At 48.6% G+C, this 19313-nt stretch carries 26 protein-coding genes and 1 pseudogene; 23 read left to right on the top strand and 4 right to left on the bottom strand.

Features of this window, described 5'->3' with window-relative positions:
• The first annotated feature begins 4 nt into the window (after nucleotides 1-4).
• The 16 genes from BLV90_RS14375 (at nucleotide 5) to BLV90_RS14300 (ending at nucleotide 12811) form a co-directional block, all read left to right on the top strand.
• On the top strand, nucleotides 5-1228 hold the full coding sequence (locus tag BLV90_RS14375) for a phage major capsid protein (protein ID WP_091742606.1): 1224 nt from the start codon (nucleotides 5-7) through the stop codon (nucleotides 1226-1228).
• Between the two features lie 76 nt (nucleotides 1229-1304).
• Nucleotides 1305-1481, top strand: a complete 177-nt coding sequence (locus BLV90_RS16330; protein ID WP_177168091.1) for a hypothetical protein — start codon at nucleotides 1305-1307, stop codon at nucleotides 1479-1481.
• Nucleotides 1482-2051, top strand: a complete 570-nt coding sequence (locus BLV90_RS14365; protein WP_091742602.1) for a head-tail connector protein — start codon at nucleotides 1482-1484, stop codon at nucleotides 2049-2051.
• Nucleotides 2051-2404 carry a phage head closure protein gene (locus BLV90_RS14360; RefSeq protein ID WP_091742600.1) on the top strand — a complete coding sequence of 118 codons (354 nt, stop codon included), beginning with the start codon at nucleotides 2051-2053 and terminating at the stop codon, nucleotides 2402-2404. Before BLV90_RS14365 ends, BLV90_RS14360 begins: the two co-directional genes overlap by 1 nt.
• Nucleotides 2376-2747, top strand: coding sequence for an HK97-gp10 family putative phage morphogenesis protein (locus BLV90_RS14355; RefSeq protein ID WP_091742593.1), 372 nt, complete (start codon nucleotides 2376-2378; stop codon nucleotides 2745-2747). The genes BLV90_RS14360 and BLV90_RS14355 overlap by 29 nt, the downstream gene beginning before the upstream one ends.
• A complete protein-coding gene (locus BLV90_RS14350) occupies nucleotides 2744-3139 on the top strand; it encodes a DUF3168 domain-containing protein (protein WP_091742591.1) in 396 nt (131 codons plus the stop codon). Before BLV90_RS14355 ends, BLV90_RS14350 begins: the two co-directional genes overlap by 4 nt.
• Before the next feature lie 2 nt (nucleotides 3140-3141).
• Nucleotides 3142-3582: a phage tail tube protein gene (locus BLV90_RS14345; protein WP_091742589.1), complete on the top strand. Its 441-nt coding sequence runs from the start codon at nucleotides 3142-3144 to the stop codon at nucleotides 3580-3582.
• A gap of 69 nt (nucleotides 3583-3651) precedes the next feature.
• Entirely contained in the window at nucleotides 3652-3987 is a 336-nt protein-coding gene (locus BLV90_RS14340; RefSeq protein ID WP_091742587.1) for a hypothetical protein, read from the top strand.
• Nucleotides 3988-4010: 23 nt separating this feature from the next.
• A complete protein-coding gene (locus tag BLV90_RS14335) occupies nucleotides 4011-4331 on the top strand; it encodes a hypothetical protein (protein WP_091742585.1) in 321 nt (106 codons plus the stop codon).
• Nucleotides 4315-6447 (top strand): phage tail tape measure protein, encoded by a 2133-nt coding sequence (locus BLV90_RS14330; RefSeq protein WP_091742583.1) that lies wholly within the window; start codon nucleotides 4315-4317, stop codon nucleotides 6445-6447. Before BLV90_RS14335 ends, BLV90_RS14330 begins: the two co-directional genes overlap by 17 nt.
• Nucleotides 6448-6451: 4 nt before the next feature.
• On the top strand, nucleotides 6452-8947 hold the full coding sequence (locus BLV90_RS14325) for a distal tail protein Dit (RefSeq protein WP_091742581.1): 2496 nt from the start codon (nucleotides 6452-6454) through the stop codon (nucleotides 8945-8947).
• A complete protein-coding gene (locus BLV90_RS14320) occupies nucleotides 8938-11079 on the top strand; it encodes a phage tail spike protein (RefSeq protein WP_091742579.1) in 2142 nt (713 codons plus the stop codon). The genes BLV90_RS14325 and BLV90_RS14320 overlap by 10 nt, the downstream gene beginning before the upstream one ends.
• A gap of 115 nt (nucleotides 11080-11194) precedes the next feature.
• Entirely contained in the window at nucleotides 11195-11389 is a 195-nt protein-coding gene (locus tag BLV90_RS14315) for a hypothetical protein (RefSeq protein ID WP_091742577.1), read from the top strand.
• 34 nt (nucleotides 11390-11423) lie between these two features.
• Nucleotides 11424-11750, top strand: a complete 327-nt coding sequence (locus tag BLV90_RS14310) for an alanine-zipper protein (protein ID WP_091742575.1) — start codon at nucleotides 11424-11426, stop codon at nucleotides 11748-11750.
• A 3-nt stretch (nucleotides 11751-11753) separates the two neighbouring features.
• Nucleotides 11754-12002: a transposase gene (locus tag BLV90_RS14305; protein WP_245726374.1), complete on the top strand. Its 249-nt coding sequence runs from the start codon at nucleotides 11754-11756 to the stop codon at nucleotides 12000-12002.
• Nucleotides 12003-12004: 2 nt separating this feature from the next.
• Nucleotides 12005-12811, top strand: a complete 807-nt coding sequence (locus BLV90_RS14300; RefSeq protein WP_091742573.1) for a peptidoglycan recognition protein family protein — start codon at nucleotides 12005-12007, stop codon at nucleotides 12809-12811.
• Nucleotides 12812-13090: 279 nt separating this feature from the next.
• On the opposite strand, the gene BLV90_RS14295 is transcribed toward BLV90_RS14300, so the two are convergent.
• On the bottom strand, nucleotides 13091-13477 hold the full coding sequence (locus tag BLV90_RS14295; protein WP_143035069.1) for a hypothetical protein: 387 nt from the start codon (nucleotides 13475-13477) through the stop codon (nucleotides 13091-13093).
• 192 nt (nucleotides 13478-13669) lie between these two features.
• On the opposite strand from BLV90_RS14295, the gene BLV90_RS14290 reads away from it, so the two are divergent.
• Nucleotides 13670-13861 carry a hypothetical protein gene (locus BLV90_RS14290; RefSeq protein WP_091742570.1) on the top strand — a complete coding sequence of 64 codons (192 nt, stop codon included), beginning with the start codon at nucleotides 13670-13672 and terminating at the stop codon, nucleotides 13859-13861.
• Nucleotides 13862-13912: 51 nt separating this feature from the next.
• Here BLV90_RS14290 and BLV90_RS14285 read toward each other — a convergent pair whose 3' ends face one another.
• A complete protein-coding gene (locus tag BLV90_RS14285; protein WP_091742669.1) occupies nucleotides 13913-14152 on the bottom strand; it encodes a helix-turn-helix transcriptional regulator in 240 nt (79 codons plus the stop codon).
• 202 nt (nucleotides 14153-14354) lie between these two features.
• On the opposite strand from BLV90_RS14285, the gene BLV90_RS14280 reads away from it, so the two are divergent.
• The 5 genes from BLV90_RS14280 to BLV90_RS14260 all read left to right on the top strand — a co-directional run bounded on the left by BLV90_RS14280 (nucleotide 14355) and on the right by BLV90_RS14260 (nucleotide 17813).
• Entirely contained in the window at nucleotides 14355-15188 is an 834-nt protein-coding gene (locus BLV90_RS14280) for a ParM/StbA family protein (protein WP_091742567.1), read from the top strand.
• Complete coding sequence (locus tag BLV90_RS14275; protein ID WP_091742565.1) at nucleotides 15172-15402, top strand: hypothetical protein; 231 nt, start codon at nucleotides 15172-15174, stop codon at nucleotides 15400-15402. Before BLV90_RS14280 ends, BLV90_RS14275 begins: the two co-directional genes overlap by 17 nt.
• 27 nt (nucleotides 15403-15429) lie before the next feature.
• Nucleotides 15430-15630, top strand: coding sequence for a hypothetical protein (locus tag BLV90_RS14270; protein ID WP_091742562.1), 201 nt, complete (start codon nucleotides 15430-15432; stop codon nucleotides 15628-15630).
• Nucleotides 15631-16105: 475 nt separating this feature from the next.
• Nucleotides 16106-17302 (top strand): FtsK/SpoIIIE domain-containing protein, encoded by a 1197-nt coding sequence (locus BLV90_RS14265; protein WP_177168090.1) that lies wholly within the window; start codon nucleotides 16106-16108, stop codon nucleotides 17300-17302.
• Nucleotides 17229-17813, top strand: coding sequence for a replication-relaxation family protein (locus tag BLV90_RS14260; RefSeq protein WP_091742556.1), 585 nt, complete (start codon nucleotides 17229-17231; stop codon nucleotides 17811-17813). Before BLV90_RS14265 ends, BLV90_RS14260 begins: the two co-directional genes overlap by 74 nt.
• Before the next feature lie 86 nt (nucleotides 17814-17899).
• Here BLV90_RS14260 and BLV90_RS16325 read toward each other — a convergent pair whose 3' ends face one another.
• On the bottom strand, nucleotides 17900-18076 hold the full coding sequence (locus BLV90_RS16325; protein ID WP_177168089.1) for a hypothetical protein: 177 nt from the start codon (nucleotides 18074-18076) through the stop codon (nucleotides 17900-17902).
• Nucleotides 18077-18555: 479 nt separating this feature from the next.
• Between BLV90_RS16325 and BLV90_RS16890 the strand changes: the two genes are divergently transcribed.
• Nucleotides 18556-18975 carry a tyrosine-type recombinase/integrase gene (locus BLV90_RS16890; RefSeq protein WP_091742553.1) on the top strand — a complete coding sequence of 140 codons (420 nt, stop codon included), beginning with the start codon at nucleotides 18556-18558 and terminating at the stop codon, nucleotides 18973-18975.
• A gap of 114 nt (nucleotides 18976-19089) precedes the next feature.
• Here the strand turns inward: BLV90_RS16890 and BLV90_RS16320 are convergent.
• A pseudogene (locus BLV90_RS16320) lies at nucleotides 19090-19313 on the bottom strand (hypothetical protein); the annotation flags it as partial.

Genomic DNA, 19313 nt, shown 5'->3' with positions numbered 1-19313 from the left:
ATCCATGAAAAATGTGCTGGAAATGAGACAAAAGCGTGCGGCTTTAGTCAAGCAGGCGCGAGAAGTGTTAGACAAAGTAGAACAAGAGAAACGCGAAATGACGGCGGAAGAAGAGCAACACTATGAAACGATCATGGCGGAGGTAGACAAAAGAGCCAAGGAAATCGAGCGCGAGGAGAGGATGTCGGGAATTGAAGCGGATTTAAAGGAGACGTTGACTCCAGCCAATCGCCCTGATCCACAGCCTCCCGAAGAGAGAAAGCGAATGCAGGAGAGAGAGGCGTATCGAAAAGCATTCTGGGAAGCTATACGTCAGGATCGTAATGCTTTATCTGCGGAGCAGTTGGCTCTATTGCAGGACCCTGAAGTAAGAGCGCTGGCAACGGCAACCAATACGGCAGGGGGCTATCTCGTTCCGACGGAATTTGAAAAGACATTGATCCAAAAGCTCCTCCCGTTCAATGTCATGCGCTCGCTTTGTAAAGTCATTACTACCAATGCACCGAATCAGATCCCCGTCGAGACCGATTTCGGTGCGGCGACCTGGCTGGCGGAGAATGCGGTCTTCACTGAAAGTGATGCGAAATTCGGACAGACCACGCTGAGTGCCTATAAATTAGGGACGATCATCAAAGTCTCGGAGGAACTATTGAATGATTCGGTTTTCAGTATCGATGAATATGTCGCCGATGCGTTTGCCCGTCGTTTTGGGGTGGCTGAGGAGGCAGCTTTTGTGAATGGAGATGGTACGGGGAAACCGACGGGGATCATCAATGGCGCCACCCCAGGTAAAGTAGCCGCTATAGGGAATACGACGTCCATTACGACCGATGATTTATTCGATACGTTCCACGCCTTAGGGCGCCCTTATAGAACAAACGCTACTTGGTTGTTCTCGGACGGGACGGCCAAAGCCATTCGCAAGCTGAAGGATAACACGGGGCAATATCTATGGACACCCGGGCTGCAAGCAGGGCAGCCGGATCGCATCCTAGCCCGGCCCGTGGCAATTTCGGACTTTGTGCCCGCGATGGCAGCCAATGCAAAATCCATGCTATTCGGTGATTTCTCCTATTACTGGATCGCCGATAGACAAGGTCGAGTGATGCAAAGGCTGACGGAGCTTTACGCGGCCAATGGTCAAGTCGGTTTTCGAATGTACCAGCGGACCGATGGAAAATTGATCTTGCCCGATGCCGTTGTTTACTTCCAGAACTCCGCGACCTAATGAGGGGGCGATATAGCTCGATTTAAAGGAGGTGGATTCGATGAGCGGATCCATGAAGGTAAAGATGATCGTCGGCGTGGCGTCGGAGTCGTGGAGTTATGCACCCGGTCAAATTGTCGAACTGAGTGAATCACAAGCATCGGCTTGGGTGGGAAGTCGGCTCGCTGACTGGGCAGAGGGTGAGACAGCTTCGCTATCTCCGGCAGAAACGGCCGCCAGAAAGCCGGCCCCGCGGCGAAAGGGGGCTAAATAGATGGGGCTGAGAAGGCTGACCCCTCCGAAAGAGGAGCCCCTGACTTTAGAGGAGGCCAAGGCTCACCTTCGAATAGATGGGAATGACGAAGATAGCCATATATCCGGCTTGATCGGAGCAGCCAGAGAACATGCCGAGTCGATTACTCAGCGGGCTTTCCTCACGCAAACCCACCAACTATCCTTGAATGGATGCCCAGACGAGGCTCTTTTACTTCCTAAGCCTCCGATTCAACTCGTTCAAAAGCTTCAATATATAGATCCCTTGGGGAAGGCGCAGATTCTCAAAGAAGGAGCTGATTTTTGGACCGACTCTACCACGGAACCGAGCCGAATCGTCCCTATCGCTGGCTGGCCGGCTACCGCTAGTCGTCCTGGCGCTGTCGTCATCGACTTTGTATCAGGATATGGCGAATCCAACGATGTTCCCCAACCGATTAAACAGGCGATGCTCCTCATGATCGGTCACTGGTATGAGCATCGGGAAGCAGTCAGCGAAACCTCTATGACTACTCTGCCATTGGCGGTAGATGCGCTTCTCAATCCCTATCGAATCTGGAGGTATATCTAATGGAGGTGGGCAAGCTCCGTCATCGAGTCACCATTCAGAAACCGACCATTTTCTCAGGCGAAGGGGGCGGATGGAGTGAGGGGTGGGAGGATTGGGTGAAGGGTTGGGCGAGTATCGAGCCGCTCTCAGGGAAGGAACTCCTGGAAGCACAACAGGTGGCCTCGACCGTAACCCATCGGATTCGTATGCGCTATCGAGCTGGGGTTCAGCCGACGATGCGAGTGCTTTTTGGTGATCGCATATTCGAGGTAACTCGTGTCATCGATCCCATGGAACGGGGGAGGGAGCTAGAGCTGATGGCAGAGGAAAAGGTAGGTGATTTAGATGGCACGGGGGATGAAAGTGGAGATTGATTGCGATACCGCGAAAGCGGTGGCGCGATTCCGGTCCTATGCAGTGGCGAAGCAGGCAGGAGTCAAGGGCGTCGTCAAAAAAACGGCTGAAGCGGTAAAGGAAGGGGCTAAGAAGCGGGTTCTCGTTGATACGGGCGATACCCGAGACAGCATTCAGGTAGAGAGCACCCAAGGGGGTCTTTCGGCAAAGGTAGGGCCCACCAAACCAAGAGGGTGGAAAGCCCCTTTCATTGAGTTTGGCACCAAGAAAATGGCGGCCAGCCCCTTTCTCCACCCTGCTGCGGAAGAAGAGCGGACTGGATATGTTAATGAGATGCGGAAGGAGTTGGCCAAACTCCAATGAAGCTGGCAAGCTGGGAAATCCAGAAGGCGGTGGTTAACCATCTGAAAGAGGTTTTGTCTGTCCCGATTTTCGATGGTGAAGCGCCAAGTTTAACGAAGTTTCCCTATGTGGTGCTGGGGGAGACCACCTCAGCAAGTTGGCGAACGAAACAATCTCCAGGAACACAGGAAACGATCACGATCCATGTTTGGACGGATCGAGGGGGAAATAAGCAGTGCAAGGGGATGATGAGCCAGATTAGTGAAGGGTTAACCTCGCGTGCTCGATTGGAACTAGAGGGTTTCTTTGTATCCGGAATCAGATTAGAACTTGCGGAGACGCTGAAAGATCCCGATGGCTATCGCCATGGGGTGTTGCGTTTCCGCTTTTTGATTCATGAAAGGAAGGGATAGGGATGGCAAAGGGTGATGTATTTAGCGGGAACGATGTGACCCTATGGGTGAACGATCCAGCCACTCCGGCAGGATCGCCTGTGTTTGTTGGTGGACAATCGGAGACGAAGTTTAAAACCTCGACGGAAACCATCGAGGTGACAAGAAAAAAGCCAATAGGAGGCCCCGTCTGGAAAGAATTTCTCCCTGGGGCGCAAGAGTGGGAGCTGGATAATGACGCCTTCTGGGTCCAGGACGATGAGGGGATCACCTTGCTTAATACGGCAAAGAGAACCGGGACGCCCGTGATCATTCAGTGGCGGCAACCCGATGGAAAGATGAAAGAGGGGACCGCAATCATTACCGAGCTGTCGGAAGAGTCTCCGATGGATGATGGGTATTCCATGTCGATGAGTCTTCAAGGGACTGGAGCTTATGACATCAAGGATATTCCCAAGAAATAAGTGCAATTGAAGGTCAGGTAGCCAAGTTATAAACTACCTGGCCTTATTTAAATGAAGGAGATGACAATCATGACGGTCATTCACATGGATAAACAGCGCGAAATCCGGTTCGACTTTAATGCATTATCGGCATTAGAGAAGGAGTTAGGGGTGGACAGTTGCTTCGAGGCCTTCTCAAAAACGGGTGCTCGCACCATGGTTGCTCTCGCATGGGCGGGGATGATCCATGCTGAACCAAAGTTATCGATCCAGGAAGCAGGGCGGAGGCTATCCATCGCAGTAGAACGGGATGGAATGGAACCAGTGGTTAGTATGTTAATGAGCTCACTCCAAAAAGCGCTGGGAATTAGCGAAGAGCAAGTTCAAGAAGTTAATGAGCTTAAGGTAGCAGAAGCAAAAAACTGACTGGCCCTGGGTGGTGGTCTCAAATGAAGAAGATCGCCATGGGGCCACTTGGGATAAGGCCATCGGAGATGCCCCAGCACTTTTGGCGGGTCACTCCTGCTGAACTCATGGAACAATTGGATGCAGTGATGGAGTGGAAGCAAAAGGAGCTTGAAGCGTTCAGAGATGTGATGCTGACTCATGCATGCATAGTGGTAAATTTCAAAGATACGAAGAGACCCAAGCTGACCGTCGAAAAGCTAATCGGAAAGGAAAAGGCTACAACGGTTACCCAGAAGCCTACCTTCCTTGAGGGCCGAGAAATGATCTACCAAGGGAGGTGGGGAAATGGCTGCCATCAGTAATATTTTCGTCAATATTGGGGCTCGAATCGCTAGTTTTGAAAGATCGATGGCCCAAGTAGAATCTCGCCTCCGATCAGCCGGAGCCAAGTGGCAAGCGACTGGACAGGCCATGAGTGCCGCAGGGTCAACGATGACGCAAAGTGTCTCAGTACCCCTCGGGATCGTCATGGGGTTGATGACCAAGACAGCCATCGATGGCGAGGAGATGCGGTCGAAGTTTGACCACATCTTTGGGAGCATGTCCAAGAGCATGAATAGTTGGGCCGATAAGCAATCCGATGCGCTCAATATGTCCGGGCAGGAGATCCGAGGGTATACGGCGGACCTCTATGGAACGATCAACGGCATGGGTATTACCGACAAAACAGCTGCCAGCATGTCCAAGCGATTTGTTCAATTGGCGGCGGATCTTGGGTCCTTCAACAATGTCCCCACCACCGAAGTGGTTGAGGCGATGACCGGGGCATTTCGCGGGGAATACGACATGCTCCAGAAGTATGTCCCAACCGTCTCTGATGCCACCGTCAAGGAATACGCCTATGCGAATGGAATTGCGAAAAAAGGAGCGGAGCTCACTTCGGCTCAGAAGGCCCAGGCCATCTATGGATTAACGTTGAAAGGGACGAAAAAAGCGCAAGGTGATTTGGCAAGGACTCAGGGATCAGCCGCTAATAAGCTCAAGGATTTATCCGCAAAATGGACGGATCTCTCTGAGAAGTTAGGAACGATCCTCATCCCGATTCTACAAAGAGTTGTCGCCAAAATAGAAAAGCTGGTTCAGTGGTTTAGCCATTTATCCAAAGGTCAACAAGAGATGATCGTCTATGTTGGCCTGGCTGTGGTTGCCTTGGGCCCGGTGATCATGGTGATTGGCAATCTGATCAATATTTGCGGCACGCTCATTGGTGCAGGATCCAAGGTTGTTAGCTTCTTTGGGAAGATGAATGGGGTTGGGGCGAAGGTAGCTGGATTAGGGGCTCGATTTTCAGCCTTTGGTGCCAAAGTAGGTAACGCGTTCTCCAGTGTGGGGAAAGTGTTACGTTCTGGTTTTACAAAAGTAATTGGTTTTATAGGGCGTCTCGGGCCCGTTATCTTGCGGGTAGTCCAAGCGTTCCGATTGTTATCCATGGCTTTCCTCACTTCACCGATAGGATGGGTGGTCATGGGGATCGCCGCCTTGATCGCAATAGGAGTCCTTTTGTACCAGAATTGGGACACGGTCAAAACATTCCTGGTAGCCACTTGGGATGCGATTAAAGCGGCGGCGGTAGCTGTTTGGAAGGGGATCAAAGCTTTTTTTGTGGCTATTTGGGACGGAATGAAGGCGTATTTTAAATTTGTTTTCAACACCTATAAAACGATCTGGTCAGGCATCTGGAAAGGGATTAAATCGGCAGGAGTTGCCATCTGGAATGCGATCAAGAGTGCAGCCGTGCCCATCTGGAACGGGGTTAAGTCAGCAGTAACGACGGCTATCAAGACGGCTTCCTCTATCCTAAAGGGTCTTTGGAATGGGATGAAGAGCGCGGCCTCTTCCATATGGAACAGCATAAAGTCCGCCGCCAAGGGGGCCTGGAATGGCATTAAGTCGGTGATCAGTAACGGTATTAGGGGGGCCTGGAGTACGGTCAAGAACTATGCGAGCTCGTTTCTCTCAGCAGGGAGAGGATTACTGAGTGCCCTGACAAGAGGGATTCGATCCGGTATCTCTTCAGCTATATCGGCAGTGAAGTCAGGAATGAACACCATCCGATCCTACCTCCCCTTTTCACCCGCCAAAGAAGGGCCACTAAGCGATCTTGATAAATCGGGGGAAAGCTTTTTCCCAACTTGGGCGCAAGGAGCTGAGAAGGGGATCCGGCCCATGACCGCGCGGATCGCTTCTGGTATGGCAATGGCGAATGCTCAACTGGCTACGGGTTCTACGGGAAGATTAATCGGATCGGTTCAAGTAGGAGTCGGTGGATCGCGTGCTGCGGGGACAGCTGCAGTCGGTGGAAGGTTCCATATTGAAGTGGGTCAATTGGTGGTTCGCGAGGAAGCCGACATCAACAAAATTGCTGAAAGCCTATGGCGCATGCAACAAAGGAAGGAATCGAGGAAGATAGGGAGGTGATTGAATGAAAGGCTACTCTTTGAAGTTTGCCGGAAAACATATGGAGGATGACTTTGGCCTGATCGCCCTGGACATTGTCCGATCTCTAGGGCCTGAGATCACAGTGGTATCCGAGAAGATTCCAGGGCGGCGGGGTGAGGCGGATCAAGGGATCGAAGAGGGAGCCTTGGAAATCAAGGTTCCTTTTTATGTGGCGGCACTGGGTGCCATCGATCTAAGAGCAAAGATGAGGCAGGTGAGAGCGTGGCTTCGGAATGCGGGTCAACTTGGGCAATTGGAACTGGAGGATGAGCCCGGGAAAACCTACCTCGCTCGATGGGCAGGGTCAACGGGGTTAGAGGAACTTGGGGGAATGAGCCAAGGGGAGATTACCTTTTATGTTCCTGATCCGGATGCCATTGGAGAAACCGCCACCCAGCGAATTGCTGGGCTAGGAGTGGGGAATGTCGCTTCCACAGCGTCGGACTTCGCAACAGGAACCCTGACCAACTTGGTCACCGAGACAGTGGGGGATCAGACGGATCTCGTTTTGCAAAAATATTCTTCCTGGTCATCTCAGATCAAGACCCAGTGGGAGACGGGGACAATGTCCGGAATGATGAAAGATGCATCGGGATTCCTAACCCTACAGAGGGGGGCAGGGGCCACCCTGACCAAAAACTCGGATGCCACGTTTAGTGCGGGTACCTTGTCCAATGTGGTTGCATCCAGCAACTCTTTGAAACTATCTACCATCCCTAAATGGCTGAATCGAGATGACCTGTCGGCTTGGAAGAGTCAAAAGTGGAGCGACGCCTATTTTACCGATACCAGAAAAGGATCGGTCTCTCAGCAGTCCGGTTATATGCGAATTGCCAAGACTGGAACAGGAACGGACTCGACGGTCATGGTGACCCGAAGCGCGGATTATACGGTGGGTAGAACCATCCTTCTCTGCTATCGTACAACGACCACCAAATTAAGGTTTCAGGTGGTCGTTAACGGGAGTAAATGGGATTTCAACCTGCCGAATACCTCGAACGCTTGGTTGTGGTATCGGGTCGAGTGGGCGGATACAACGACACTCAAATGCTATCCTGTAGGTTCTGCAGCGCCCTATACGACACAAACATCGACCCCAACCAGCTCATCGGATCGATACGGTTTCTTATTTGGCGATTCCGATGCAGGGACCGCCGATATTTCTGCGGTTTATTATGGGGCCACCACGGACATACCCCCTCTCACTACTTCATCGATGGTAGGTACCGCGATCTATACCTTGCCATTGGATGCTGTCGGTGTACCTGGAATCTCAACGATCTCATTTGATTGGGACTCTTTAACTGGTGTGAATGAACTCGCCGGACACGCTGTAACCTTCCAAGTGAGGGTGACGAAAAATGGTCAGAGCCCAGGAGCGTGGTCTAATCCCCTGACCTCTGGATCGCAGGTCCCGGGTATAGCCGAGAACACGTGGGGACCGGGTGACAAATTAGACGTACTCGTGACCTTGCAGACAAGTGACTTTGGATATAGTCCCGCGTTAAATAGTCTGTCTCTATCCGTTTCATCTGCTTATGTTGCTAGTGGTACCTGGAGCCGAACCTTTTCAGGACTCCCATCCCACGTGCTTGACAGCACCTTAGAATGGGATGTTTCAGCACCTACAGGCACATCGGTGGAATGTTGGGTCACATGGACAATCAATGGAGAGATCCATGGCCCCTCTCAGATGATGACAAGCGGTGAGAAGCTTCCTTATATTACAAAGGAGATGGATCTGTCTACGGCTACGTTAACCGTCGAACTAAAAGGAGTTACATCCGATCCCGCAAAATCCCCCATCCTCTCTCGCCTCTATGTAGAGACGACGCCAGGTTATAAGACCAACACGGAGGGCTCACGAGATGCCCCGGGTGTACCTATTGGGGCTGTTGGCGTCGTTGGGGAAAGTAGAATATCCTGGGAGGAAGAAATCCCTGATTCAGCAGCGTGTAGCATCCAGGTATTCGTGGGATTTTCGGAAACAGGACCTTGGTTACCGTGTGTGAACGGCAACGAAATACCAGGGGCTACCTCCAAGACGGATATCACGGGGAAAACGCTCTACGTGCGGGTAGTTTTAAAAACGGCGGATCCGAAAATCACCCCTCGACTAAATAGGATTGCTTGGAAACTCTCTCAAGAAATCGCTACCGATCTGATGAACCAAGGGACTGCCCATGCGCAGCCCTATTTTTATGGGACATTCGGGCAGTCCACTAAATTCTTTGCAGTCGTCCACATTCAATCAGGGAGAAAACTCCACCTCGACTACCCTTTCAAATCGGGGGATAAAGTAGCTATCGACTGCCGAGATAGGTTCCGGCCCGAAATCAATGGTAGTGCGAGAGAAGGTCAAAAGGCGATGAGTTTTGACTCAAGGATGATTGAGCTACATCCCGGATATAACTCCTTTGAGATCCAGCCTGCTGGCGTGGGGGTCTTTTTTTGTGATTGGAGGGAGCGATGGCTTTGAGCGAGAAAGATCGGGGTGCCTTGCTGATCCTATTGAATCGGAATGAAGAACGGGTCGCCACTATCGGTCATAAGGGATCTCCCGTCTATGAGCCGATCTTCCGAGATGCAGAGAATGAATCGGCTACATTGACTTTTAGAGTCCGGCCAGTTGACGAGGAAGGAAAGTACCTCACCCAGCGTAACTATGTCCTCCTTGAAGATCCATGGAACCCTGGAGGGTGGCGGCTTCTTGAGATTATGGAGACCGATGAGGTCAGCGATAGCTCGGGTAGACCGATGAAGGAAATCCAGTGCGAAGAGTCTGCTCTAAGAGAGTTGTCTGGTGATTGGGTAGATGATATTAGACTTTGGGATACCACGCCAAATGATGCATTGACCCGGTTGCTCAGTTCCGCGAAAAGTCGGTGGAAAGTGGGGAGCGTTTCCCATACAGGAATCGCTTCAACGAATGTCTATCATACCAGCGCCTCTGAGGGACTTAGCGAGTTAATGAAAACATGGGGAGGAGTTATCCGGTTTCGAGTCACGGTCTCTGGCTCATTGATCACAGGTCGTTATATTGATTGGGTTTCAACCTTAGAGGACTACACGGGGGTTCGATGGATGAAGGGGATGAACTTGAAGTCCCTCAAAAAGACTGTCATTTCCCGAGAGGTTGCTACCGCCATTTACCCCTATGGCAAGGGAGGAGACAACAGCACGACTGATGATGATGAGACTGGGGCTAGAAAGCTGACGATTGCAGATGTCGAGTGGTCCAAAGCAAAGGGAGATCCCGCTGATAAACCAAAGGGTCAAACGTGGGTAGGTGATGAAGCTGCTCGATCTATTTGGGGATATCCAGGTTCTTCAGGTCGGCGACATATATTCATGACCCAAACCTTTGATGACACGGAAGACCCCAAGGTTCTTATCCAACAGGGATGGGACGCCTTAAAACCCCTAACGCAAGAATGGGCCAGCTATGAGGTGGAGATTACCGACCTCTCTAGGGAAGTGGGTAGGGAGCATGAGGCTACCCAATTAGGTACCGCTGGCCTAGTGGTTGATGACTCTTTCAATCCACCAATCGAGGTGCGTGCTCGAGTGGTTGCCGCTGAAGTCGATCTGAATAATCGGAGGAACTTGCAATTGACCCTGGGGTCATTTGTTCCGACCCCCTTTGATTCCATTAGCGACATCAGAGAAGAGCTTGGAAACAAGGTAACCAAAGGAGCCCCAGTTACCCAGCTTCGCCAAAACATCGAGCAAATGGCGGACCGGCTTCGCTCAGGGGTCGGTTACAAGGACTTCTCACCGACCTTGGGCGACATCTGGACGTCGGGACCCTATGGTGATCCGGAGACAACCCACTATATGCAAGCGAAAAGCGGCATCCTTGCCTTTGCCAATCGGTGGGACCCGGTGGCTGGGGAACCCGATTGGCAAGTCGGCCTATCGGGAGACGGCATCAACGCGGATGCGATAACGGCGGGTACCTTAAATGCCGAACGGGTCAATATTGAGACGGTTTCCGAAGCTGGGAGCAGTTTAGTCCGTTTAAAAGATGGATACCTGTGCACCTATGAGAATGATTACCAGACCTTAAAAATAGGGAAATACGGCATTCGATTTTTTGATAATGGGTGGGGGTTAGAAGATCCAAACAATGATTGGCTCGGTACCATTGGCTACTCATTCGATAGTGATGCGAGCGATGATCTTGGAGTTTATCGGTATCGAGGAGTGGGGATTTCGACCGTAAAAGATCTTCACTTATTCTGTAAAATTGACAGCTCCAACAAGGTTAAAAAGCAAGGATTAAAGCTCCAATATGCGCTTGACTATGCCCGGTTGGGATTATCTACTGTGTACTTTGGCGACCCGAGTCTTTTTCGTGATATGGGGCCCAGTATTGATGTAACCCCCAATTCTTCGGACCCTTATGGTGCCGTCCGTTTAAAGGTTTCCGATGGTTGTTATCTCTATCTAGGAGGAGGCGGAAAAGATACAGGGAACCGGATGCATGTTCGCATGTACACGACAGCGGGATACCAGACGGTATTTGAATTAGAGGCCTATGGAAAAGGGGCGAATCTGCATATCCGCGATCCCGATAGCGGGAGTTTAAAAAAGGTACAAACTGCATAGAGGACGGTGTTGTAAGTGCCGGAGGACGGAGTATTACCAGCGATTCCCCCCCAACCACCAGAAATAATCAAATGTCCGGTTTCTGTGGGTGCACCCATAGAAGAGGAGATAGAAAATGACAAAACCATTTGAAGTGATCCACGAGGAGACGGTAGCCGCCGTCTCTTCTATTTTGCAAGAAAGTGGGCTACCTGCGGGTGCGTTAGCTTTAATGATGGAGGAGGTGGTGCAAGCATTACGAGTGGAGGCGAGGCGGCGGGTAGCTACTTGGCAGGAACAAAGCGCAAAGAAGCAAATTGAAGAAGCTTAACACCAGTGGTTCCCACTGAAAGGGGGGTGGTTAGATGGGGGAAAGCGGAGGGGCGGTGATCATCTCACCCAAAGAGATGTACCAGCTTCTACAAGAGGTGAGTACAAACTTGCAAGATATCAAATCGGATATCCGATCTTTAAAAGACAAAGCCGTCCTAGCAGAGGAGGCGGAGGATCGGAGTCGCGAGGCGCAGAAGCAAGCGGAAAAAGCGCAGAAAATGGCAGAGGAAGCACTTAAAGCCGCGGAAGAAACCAAATCACAAGTGAAAACTTTAATCGTAGCACCCATTGTCACCGGGGTGATCGGTGGTATTGTGGTCGCTATTTTTTACTTTGCGAAAATAGGACTAGGAGGATGAGAAATGATTGGAATGGATGAGGCAGTATTGGTATCGGTGATTATCGGATTGGTTGAAATGTTGAAGCAGGTAGGATTACCGAAAAGGTTAAGCCCGCTTGTATCCCTCACCCTAGGCATCGTCGCCGGGTTTTTTTATTTGGCACCGGGAGAGTTAAGTGTAGGAATCTTACAGGGTATCATCATGGGTTTAAGCGCCACCGGACTGTATAGTGGTACTAAAAATATGGTCCAGCCTAAAGGAGAGAAGTGAGTATGTGGCAATATGGGAAGCGAATGACCGCGAAAGAGTTCGTGGAATATGTTAAGGGGAATAGTCGCAGCCGACTCACGGAAACACATGTGCATGGGACTTGGTCGCCAAGCAAAAAAGCTTTCAACGGCAAGAACTATCGCTCTCTCCAAGATGGAATGAGGCGGTTCCACATCCATAGTCGCGGTTGGTCGGACATCGGCCAGCATGCGACTATTTTTCCTGATGGGAAGGTGATGACTGGGCGCGATATCAACCGCGCACCAGCATCCGCCTATGATCACAATGATCTAGACAATGATGGAGTGCATCCCTTTATGGTTGAGATGATTGGCAACTTTGACAAGGGCCACGACAAATTGGAAGGCCCTCAGCTAGCCGCGGCAGTTTATCTGGTCAATCACATCACGGGTGGCCGCTTTAGGTTCCACCGGGAGATGCAAGCCGGCAAATCTTGCCCTGGTTCAGGGATCACTCGAAGTTGGTTTGAACAACAGCTAAAGCATGGTAGATGTGCTGGCCCATTTGATAGATATCAACCTGGTCAGCTCAAAGAGGCCCCTAATGGTGCAAAGTTCACCCGGACACTTCAATATGTCCGTGGTAACCAGATGACCGGGAGTGATGTCCTGGCAGTACAGAGGAGGCTAGGGGTAGCTCCGGTTATTAAGCATGGTAAACCTTATGGCGTTTATGGCCCGAAGACAGAGAGAGCCGTCCGCTCTTTCCAGAAGAAAGCCCGAGCAAAGAATCCCACTGGGGAAGTTGGGGATTGGACTTGGGGTAAATTATTCGGTATCTTGAAATAGAGACTAAGACTTCTATATAGATAGAGGATAAAATAGCCGGGCAGGATTTATATTCCTGCCCAGCTATTTTATTTTTCGCTAGTCCGTTATCAGACTCCACAGAAGGAACAAAATGATGGCTATGAAAGGTAACATCATAATAGCGCATCCACAGCCGATTAAGTTGTTTCCTAGCTCTTTCCAATTCATAGGGGTAGTCACTCCTCCTACTTAATCATTCGCAATTCGATCTGAATATTGTGTCATTTATTGTTAAATTTAACGGTGTACATAACCCGATTACCCACCTGTACCTTTATTTGTTGGATCTCTGAAAGAGGGATCGTAGTTGGTGTCTTTATAGTCATGGTTACTTTCCGTGATTCGCCTGGCGTTATCAAGTGGGTGGAAGCGGGGGTTGAGGGGGTAGTGTCGAAACCATACTTTGAGGAAGCTATCAGACTGTAATGGTTGACCTGAATCATTTTGGTATCTAACGATCACTTTAGTTTTAGAGGGGTTTACTTCAACGTGTTCTAGGGTGATTTTCATCCCGTCATAGAATTGAAATGGCTGGCGCTTTGTGGAGATGAGCTTGTTATGGTTTTCCATTACAGGTGAGGCGATCTGCTTAACACAACCAAACACTCCAAAGAACAGCCCGATGACAACCACTAGAGCAACCAACCTTTTCATACTCCCCGACCTTCTTCCGTGGTTAACTGTGGAAACTATCCACACTATATCATATTCGATATGGATAAAGTATGTGTGTAATATTTATTTATTTTCGTGTTGGGCATGTCCTTTGACCGATAGTGGTCAATTGGAGTATTATTTGCATATTGAGTATGGGATTTTTATGGATGGGGTGGAGGTATGGTTAAAGATGATGGAGAGACGAAGCGCACCACAATCACCATGCCCATAGAGCTATGGAATGAGGTACATAGGGTAATGGAAGAAGTGAAGAAGGATAGCTATGGTGCCATTGATCTTTCCTTTTCAGGCTTCCTCCGGATTGCTTTGGGTGACAAATTGAAAGAATATAAAAAGACTGGCAAGATATAAGGAAAGCCCTTGGGTTATATAACCAAGGGCTTTTTTTGCTTCTATATAGTGTTAAGATTCAGAATCATCATTGGGAGGATTATCTTTTCTTTCGGGCCAGATTTCCTCAACAGAAAGGTTTAAAGCTTTGGCTATCAGTCGAGCGTTATGGAAGCTGGGTTCGTAATTATTGTTAGCAAGTGCGCTTATGGTTGCTTGACTAATTCCAATTGAGTCTGCAAATTCTCCTTGTTGTATATCTCGTTCAAAAAGAATTATTTTAATTCTGCATTTGTACCTCGACCTTTTCACGTTTACCACCTCTGGTTTATCTTTCTGCGCCCAAATGGACAGAACCTTTTTGAGGAAGATCAAAAATAATTGGATATTTTTCAATGGACTAGATAAACACCCAAGCCCTTTTTCGTATACCTTAAATGTGCTTGAAAAGTAAATGGTTATCTTCGGGTTTACCTTAAATGCACCTTGAAGGTGAAGTGAAGGGGGCAAAGAGATGATTCTCGGAATCGATCCAGGCAACGAAAAGGTAAAAGTTTATGGTGGAGTACTTGGGAACTTGTCCTTTCCGTCAGATCTAGGTGAGTGGAGAGAACTGAGACTTACAAACAGACTGACTCCCAATGACATGGTTTGGGAGTATGAGGGAAGGCGGGGATTTGCGGGAACACTTGCTCAGGCTGAGTCTGAGTGGGGCGGAACAGTGAAAGGCACTACCAAAGCTCATGATGATGGCAAGATGAGAGTACTGCTCGGCATTCACCGGATCATTCCTGAGTACCAAGGCGGGAACCTGACAGTTCGAATCGTTACTTGTCAGCCTATATGTCAACATACCTCCATTGAAAAAGAAAAGATAATCAATATGCTGATAGGTTCTCATGATCTGACGATTAATGGTATTCGAAAAGTCTTTCGAATCCAAGAGGTGAGGGTTGCAGCAGAAGGAGCAGCAGTAGGACTATTTCAGCCAGTTCAAGGATTGCTCAGAGTGTTGGATATCGGGTCGGCTACAGTCAATGGAGCCACTATAAAAGACATGAGATACGGGGATAGAGAGAGCTTTACTGAACCCATGGGTTTAGCTACGGCGATGACGGTTGATCCGAAAATGGTGGCTCGACGCATCCAAGCAATAGCTTCCGGGAAACGCTGGTATCGGAACGATCTAATTCGTCTTGTTGGAGGCGGGGCAGTACCAATGGCAGATGCAATTCGAGAGCATTTTCCAAAGGCATATATCCTGAGCCCGTATGGTCTATTGCCGGAATTTGCGAATGCAGTCGCACTCCATGAGATAGGGAGAGCTATCTATGGGCAAACAAGTTGAAATGAAGATTCTAGCGGCATCTCTTAACTCTAAAGATCCTTTCCAAAAGAAGCTTTTCGATCACGCTAGAAGACATACCAACACTTCAAGCTACCTAAAATCATTGATCCAAAGAGACATGGAGAGTGATGAAACGCATCAGGAGGATCCATGTTTGAGAGATGTAGTGCAGGCTCCTACAGTAACAACAAGCATCGCTGAGCAGTTCGTATAATTTCTAAAATAATAGGGGGAGATTGGAATGATCGGAGCATTAAGTATGACTCCAGTAGTCAGTGTCGTAGGTATGGCAGTTGCATCGGCTGTCATTGAAAAAGGTTTAAATCGATTTGGCTATGGAGACTTAGTCCCGATGGTGAATCTCATCACTTGGGTGGCGGCGGGGTACATTACTCTTAAGTTCTATATGGGTCAGGTGACAGTGATCGGTGGAATGTTTTAGGGCCATTTTGGTGGAGGTGAAAAAGAATGATACTGAGTACAGTCGGCGCAATTGGAGTTGTCGGGGTAACTATTAGAGTTTTATGGAGGCAGTTGAGAAGCTACGAAGGGCAGGGAGTAAACAAATACATTGACAATATTAGTCGGAATACATCCACTAGCGGAACATCGGAAAAGCATGCATAAAATCGAGGAACGCGGGAAAGTCAAGCGCGGCCCGACTGAGCGGACGCAGGCGACGACAAAAGGAGGAGCCTCCGCTAAGGAGGCTTGCACTGTAAACGAACAAATAAGTACTAGTTAAAATGCAATAAAATCAAGAGCTAACAAGCACTCAACAAAAAATTCGCCGAGTGAATGCAAAACGAACACTGAACGAACACTGAACGAACACTGAACGAACACTGAACGAACACTGAACGAACACTGAACGAATTGTACCTAAGAACTATAAAATCCTTAAGAAGGAGATGTCTATGCTGGTCTCTGGAATGATGATGGGTGCGACAATGGCTGTAATGTCAGGTATTGGAATGGTCCGTCTCACAAAAGATCGAGATAGGCATGCACTCTTGTCAGTCCTCTTTTCATCAGGGTTTAAACGGAAGATTGGGGATAAAGATCGCCCACCGAAATGCACCGGATCTTCCCGAACCAACTATGGACGAAGGTATCATGTCAACCTGCCACCAGGGAAGTCATCAAAAGATGCAGAAAAGTTACAGGATGCGATCAGTCAGGCGATCAGAAAAGATTGCGAAGTTAGGTATGATCACAATCAGGGGTTCTATATTGACGTCTTCACTACTGGTTTGCCGAAGAAGGTGGAATACAGCCCAAACTATATAAGAAAGGATTACAAAGTACCTGTAGGCATAGATCGGCAAGGAGCTACTGCTTATTATGATTTTGCAGGGAACTTCCCTCACTTGCTTATTGGCGGTGCATCAGGTGGGGGGAAGTCATATCTTTTGCGTTCCATCATTACCTCCCTTTCCCTTGGCCTAAAACCTGAACTATACCTCGCGGATCTAAAGGGCGGGGTTGAGCTTGCGCCATTTTCGACTTTGGAAAACTGTTCAGGGTTTACCTCATCGATGGTCGGCATGGTTAAGATGCTCATGCGAATAGAGAAGGAAATGAATCGCCGGTTGGAGATACTAAGAGATGACAAGAAACAGGAATGGAAAGGGCGACGGATCATTTTCATTCTTGATGAGATGATCGATCTCCATGGGTTCCCGGGCGAGAGCAAGGAGATGAAAGGGGTCAGGATTGCCGCAAAAACAGCTTTGGCCCAGATATCGGCCAAAGGGAGAGCAGCCGGGGTTCTTTTCGTCCTTTGTACTCAGCGCCCTGATGCTAAAGTGATAGACGGAATCATCAAGACGAATGTCGCTGGTCGCATTGGGTTTCGAACCACTGATGAGATTCAGAGTGGGATCATTATGGATAGCCCTAAATTGGCTAGGCTCCCTGATGACATCCCCGGGAGGGCACTTTTCCGCAAGGCGGGGCTGACAGAGATCCAGACCTTTTACTTGTCAGAGGAAAAAGCGACTGAATACTTAGCCGAAGTTGGGAGGAGAGGGCAGCCAAATGAATACCGCGACATCGATCCGCTGGTCGGGGATTCTGCGGAGTCTGGGGACATTAGACTATTTGACGATTGATCAGCTCCGTCGACTCCATCCAATAGGAGGCAAAAGGAATGCTCAAAAAACCCTCCGCCAGATGGAGTCGGAGGGTTACATTAATACTTTTTTCGCAGATAGGTCAAAGGTGACATACCTCGGTAAGAAGGGAAGGGAAGAGACTGGAGTGACTATCATCCGAAAAAAGACGCTGGCCGTTAGACACTTTCTACTGCGAAATGAGATTTTCATTCGTTACTGTCCCGACAAATGGCGCAACGAACCTGAGCTTGTAGCAGATGGGGAGATGATTCGCCCAGATGCCGCTTTTTCAAAGGGTGGGAGAGAGTTTCTAATTGAGATCGATATTACCCAGTCGATGGCCGAGAACCGGAATAAAATGAGGGGCTATATAGCCCTCAAGCAAAAGATGGGTGACAAATTTCCTGAGATAATGATTGTCACCACATCGGAGTTCAGGAGGAATGAGTGGGAAAAGATGCTAGGGAAAATGAAGGGTGTGGTTATGACTGCGGATGATTTGCGGTAGCAGCTCTGAATAGGAAGAAGGCCACCCATAATCGGGTGGTCTTTTGGTGGACTGATGTCAGCGGCCGCCTGGATCATCCTGCTACCTTACTGGCCCCCAGGACAATCTTGGAACATTCTCCTTCGCCCACTAGGGCTATCCTGATATCCACTTCCAGGCTTATCAGCGAAACTACTACCAGGCTTATCCTGCATTATGATTTCTCCACCAGGTCTGTCTTGGTATGTTCTTTTGGGTCCACCTGGCACAGCGTAATTATTCATGGATACCGCCCCCTTTTCACTATTATACTAGTTGAAGTAATATTTGGATATATGATTAGAACTGGCAAAAAGAAAGCCCGTCCAATTTGTAGGACGAGCTTTGCGCTATCGTCATTGCCCACATTTGCCCACAATTTGACCACGCACTATTGTGAAATACAGTTATCAAATGGGTACCTTCTGCTTTAATAGCACAAGGAAACCGCACTAGAATAGCTAAGGTGGCACTCTGAATCAATACTGTAAATTCGGGTCCCTAAACTGGCAGTGTAGAGGTCAGCGGTTCGATCCCGCTATGCTCCACCATATAGCGTTATAAAAGGGCTTTTCGTAGTTTCTCCCGTTTAAGAAATGTAGTGGTCACAAATAAGATACGATTTTCATGCGCAAGGCCACTTCTCGCCCATTTTAGCGAGGAGTGGTTTTTATGTTGATGAAGTTCGCAGTACAAGATTATTTAGACGAGAAGTTGTTTAATAATGTATCGAAGAATACCATTGAGGCATATAAAATGTCACTCTTTGAAGAAATTAAGGATAATCCGGCGGGACAAAACTTATTTTGCGTATCGAGATCATACGTTAATTGTTTTTTTATTAGGAACGGGAATGAGGGTTGGAGAAGTATCGAATCTCAAATGGATTGACGTTGATATTTATAATGGAACGCTATCTGTTTTTGGAAAAGCCCGTATGCAACAGAGTATTCCCATGACGGACAAGCTCAAAAAAGAGCTGAGTGAATACCAGGTGTTTTGTCAACGAGATGAAAGACTCAGTTTTATAAGAATTAGGGGAGGTATTGGAGCTACTCGGGGATCTCTTAAATTGAGGCGGAAAGGAACCTATACGACAATCGATAGACATCAGGGGACTATAGAAGGTCTCAGACTTAGATGAAAGATCAGATAGAGGGTTCGTTATCTTTTAGAAACGTTCCTATGCACATTGTCATGGTCAAAAAAATAGAGCAACGGGATTGATCCCGCTGCTCTATTTTTTAATTTATTGTTATTAAAGATGGGAACCGGGTGTTACGGGATAATACAGTTCTTTGTCACTATATTTAAATGAAGGATTAGCCAATCCTTCCCAAGAAGGATTATCTTTGATGAGTTGATTCAAACCATCTCCAGGTTCAATGGTATACGTGGATGATAATTGATACAATGCTCCTCGATAGACCGGATATTTAGTTTTATAATCTGGATTAGTAGCTGCTGGCACTTTAGTCTGAT

It is taken from the genome of Marininema mesophilum, assembly GCF_900106775.1.
In the GTDB taxonomy this organism is placed as follows: Bacteria; Bacillota; Bacilli; order Thermoactinomycetales; family DSM-45169; genus Marininema; species Marininema mesophilum.
Note: the sequence above shows the minus strand (reverse complement) of the source record. Positions and strands in the feature narration are given on the sequence as shown.

What these genes read in the sequence shown, in the direction of transcription:
- BLV90_RS14325 (WP_091742581.1), top strand. Translation starts at nt 6,452, where the DNA reads ATGAAAGGCTACTCTTTGAAGTTTGCCGGAAAACATATGGAGGATGAC.
- BLV90_RS14260 (WP_091742556.1), top strand. Translation starts at nt 17,229, where the DNA reads ATGAATACCGCGACATCGATCCGCTGGTCGGGGATTCTGCGGAGTCTG.
- BLV90_RS14360 (WP_091742600.1), top strand. Translation starts at nt 2,051, where the DNA reads ATGGAGGTGGGCAAGCTCCGTCATCGAGTCACCATTCAGAAACCGACC.
- BLV90_RS14350 (WP_091742591.1), top strand. Translation starts at nt 2,744, where the DNA reads ATGAAGCTGGCAAGCTGGGAAATCCAGAAGGCGGTGGTTAACCATCTG.
- BLV90_RS14330 (WP_091742583.1), top strand. Translation starts at nt 4,315, where the DNA reads ATGGCTGCCATCAGTAATATTTTCGTCAATATTGGGGCTCGAATCGCT.
- BLV90_RS14355 (WP_091742593.1), top strand. Translation starts at nt 2,376, where the DNA reads ATGGCACGGGGGATGAAAGTGGAGATTGATTGCGATACCGCGAAAGCG.
- BLV90_RS16890 (WP_091742553.1), top strand. Translation starts at nt 18,556, where the DNA reads ATGTATCGAAGAATACCATTGAGGCATATAAAATGTCACTCTTTGAAG.
- BLV90_RS14280 (WP_091742567.1), top strand. Translation starts at nt 14,355, where the DNA reads ATGATTCTCGGAATCGATCCAGGCAACGAAAAGGTAAAAGTTTATGGT.
- BLV90_RS14300 (WP_091742573.1), top strand. Translation starts at nt 12,005, where the DNA reads ATGTGGCAATATGGGAAGCGAATGACCGCGAAAGAGTTCGTGGAATAT.
- BLV90_RS14365 (WP_091742602.1), top strand. Translation starts at nt 1,482, where the DNA reads ATGGGGCTGAGAAGGCTGACCCCTCCGAAAGAGGAGCCCCTGACTTTA.
- BLV90_RS14310 (WP_091742575.1), top strand. Translation starts at nt 11,424, where the DNA reads ATGGGGGAAAGCGGAGGGGCGGTGATCATCTCACCCAAAGAGATGTAC.
- BLV90_RS14345 (WP_091742589.1), top strand. Translation starts at nt 3,142, where the DNA reads ATGGCAAAGGGTGATGTATTTAGCGGGAACGATGTGACCCTATGGGTG.
- BLV90_RS14290 (WP_091742570.1), top strand. Translation starts at nt 13,670, where the DNA reads ATGGTTAAAGATGATGGAGAGACGAAGCGCACCACAATCACCATGCCC.
- BLV90_RS14265 (WP_177168090.1), top strand. Translation starts at nt 16,106, where the DNA reads ATGCTGGTCTCTGGAATGATGATGGGTGCGACAATGGCTGTAATGTCA.
- BLV90_RS14275 (WP_091742565.1), top strand. Translation starts at nt 15,172, where the DNA reads ATGGGCAAACAAGTTGAAATGAAGATTCTAGCGGCATCTCTTAACTCT.
- BLV90_RS14335 (WP_091742585.1), top strand. Translation starts at nt 4,011, where the DNA reads ATGAAGAAGATCGCCATGGGGCCACTTGGGATAAGGCCATCGGAGATG.
- BLV90_RS14340 (WP_091742587.1), top strand. Translation starts at nt 3,652, where the DNA reads ATGACGGTCATTCACATGGATAAACAGCGCGAAATCCGGTTCGACTTT.
- BLV90_RS14315 (WP_091742577.1), top strand. Translation starts at nt 11,195, where the DNA reads ATGACAAAACCATTTGAAGTGATCCACGAGGAGACGGTAGCCGCCGTC.
- BLV90_RS14305 (WP_245726374.1), top strand. Translation starts at nt 11,754, where the DNA reads ATGATTGGAATGGATGAGGCAGTATTGGTATCGGTGATTATCGGATTG.
- BLV90_RS14270 (WP_091742562.1), top strand. Translation starts at nt 15,430, where the DNA reads ATGATCGGAGCATTAAGTATGACTCCAGTAGTCAGTGTCGTAGGTATG.
- BLV90_RS14320 (WP_091742579.1), top strand. Translation starts at nt 8,938, where the DNA reads ATGGCTTTGAGCGAGAAAGATCGGGGTGCCTTGCTGATCCTATTGAAT.
- BLV90_RS16325 (WP_177168089.1), bottom strand. Translation starts at nt 18,076, where the DNA reads ATGAATAATTACGCTGTGCCAGGTGGACCCAAAAGAACATACCAAGAC.
- BLV90_RS14375 (WP_091742606.1), top strand. Translation starts at nt 5, where the DNA reads ATGAAAAATGTGCTGGAAATGAGACAAAAGCGTGCGGCTTTAGTCAAG.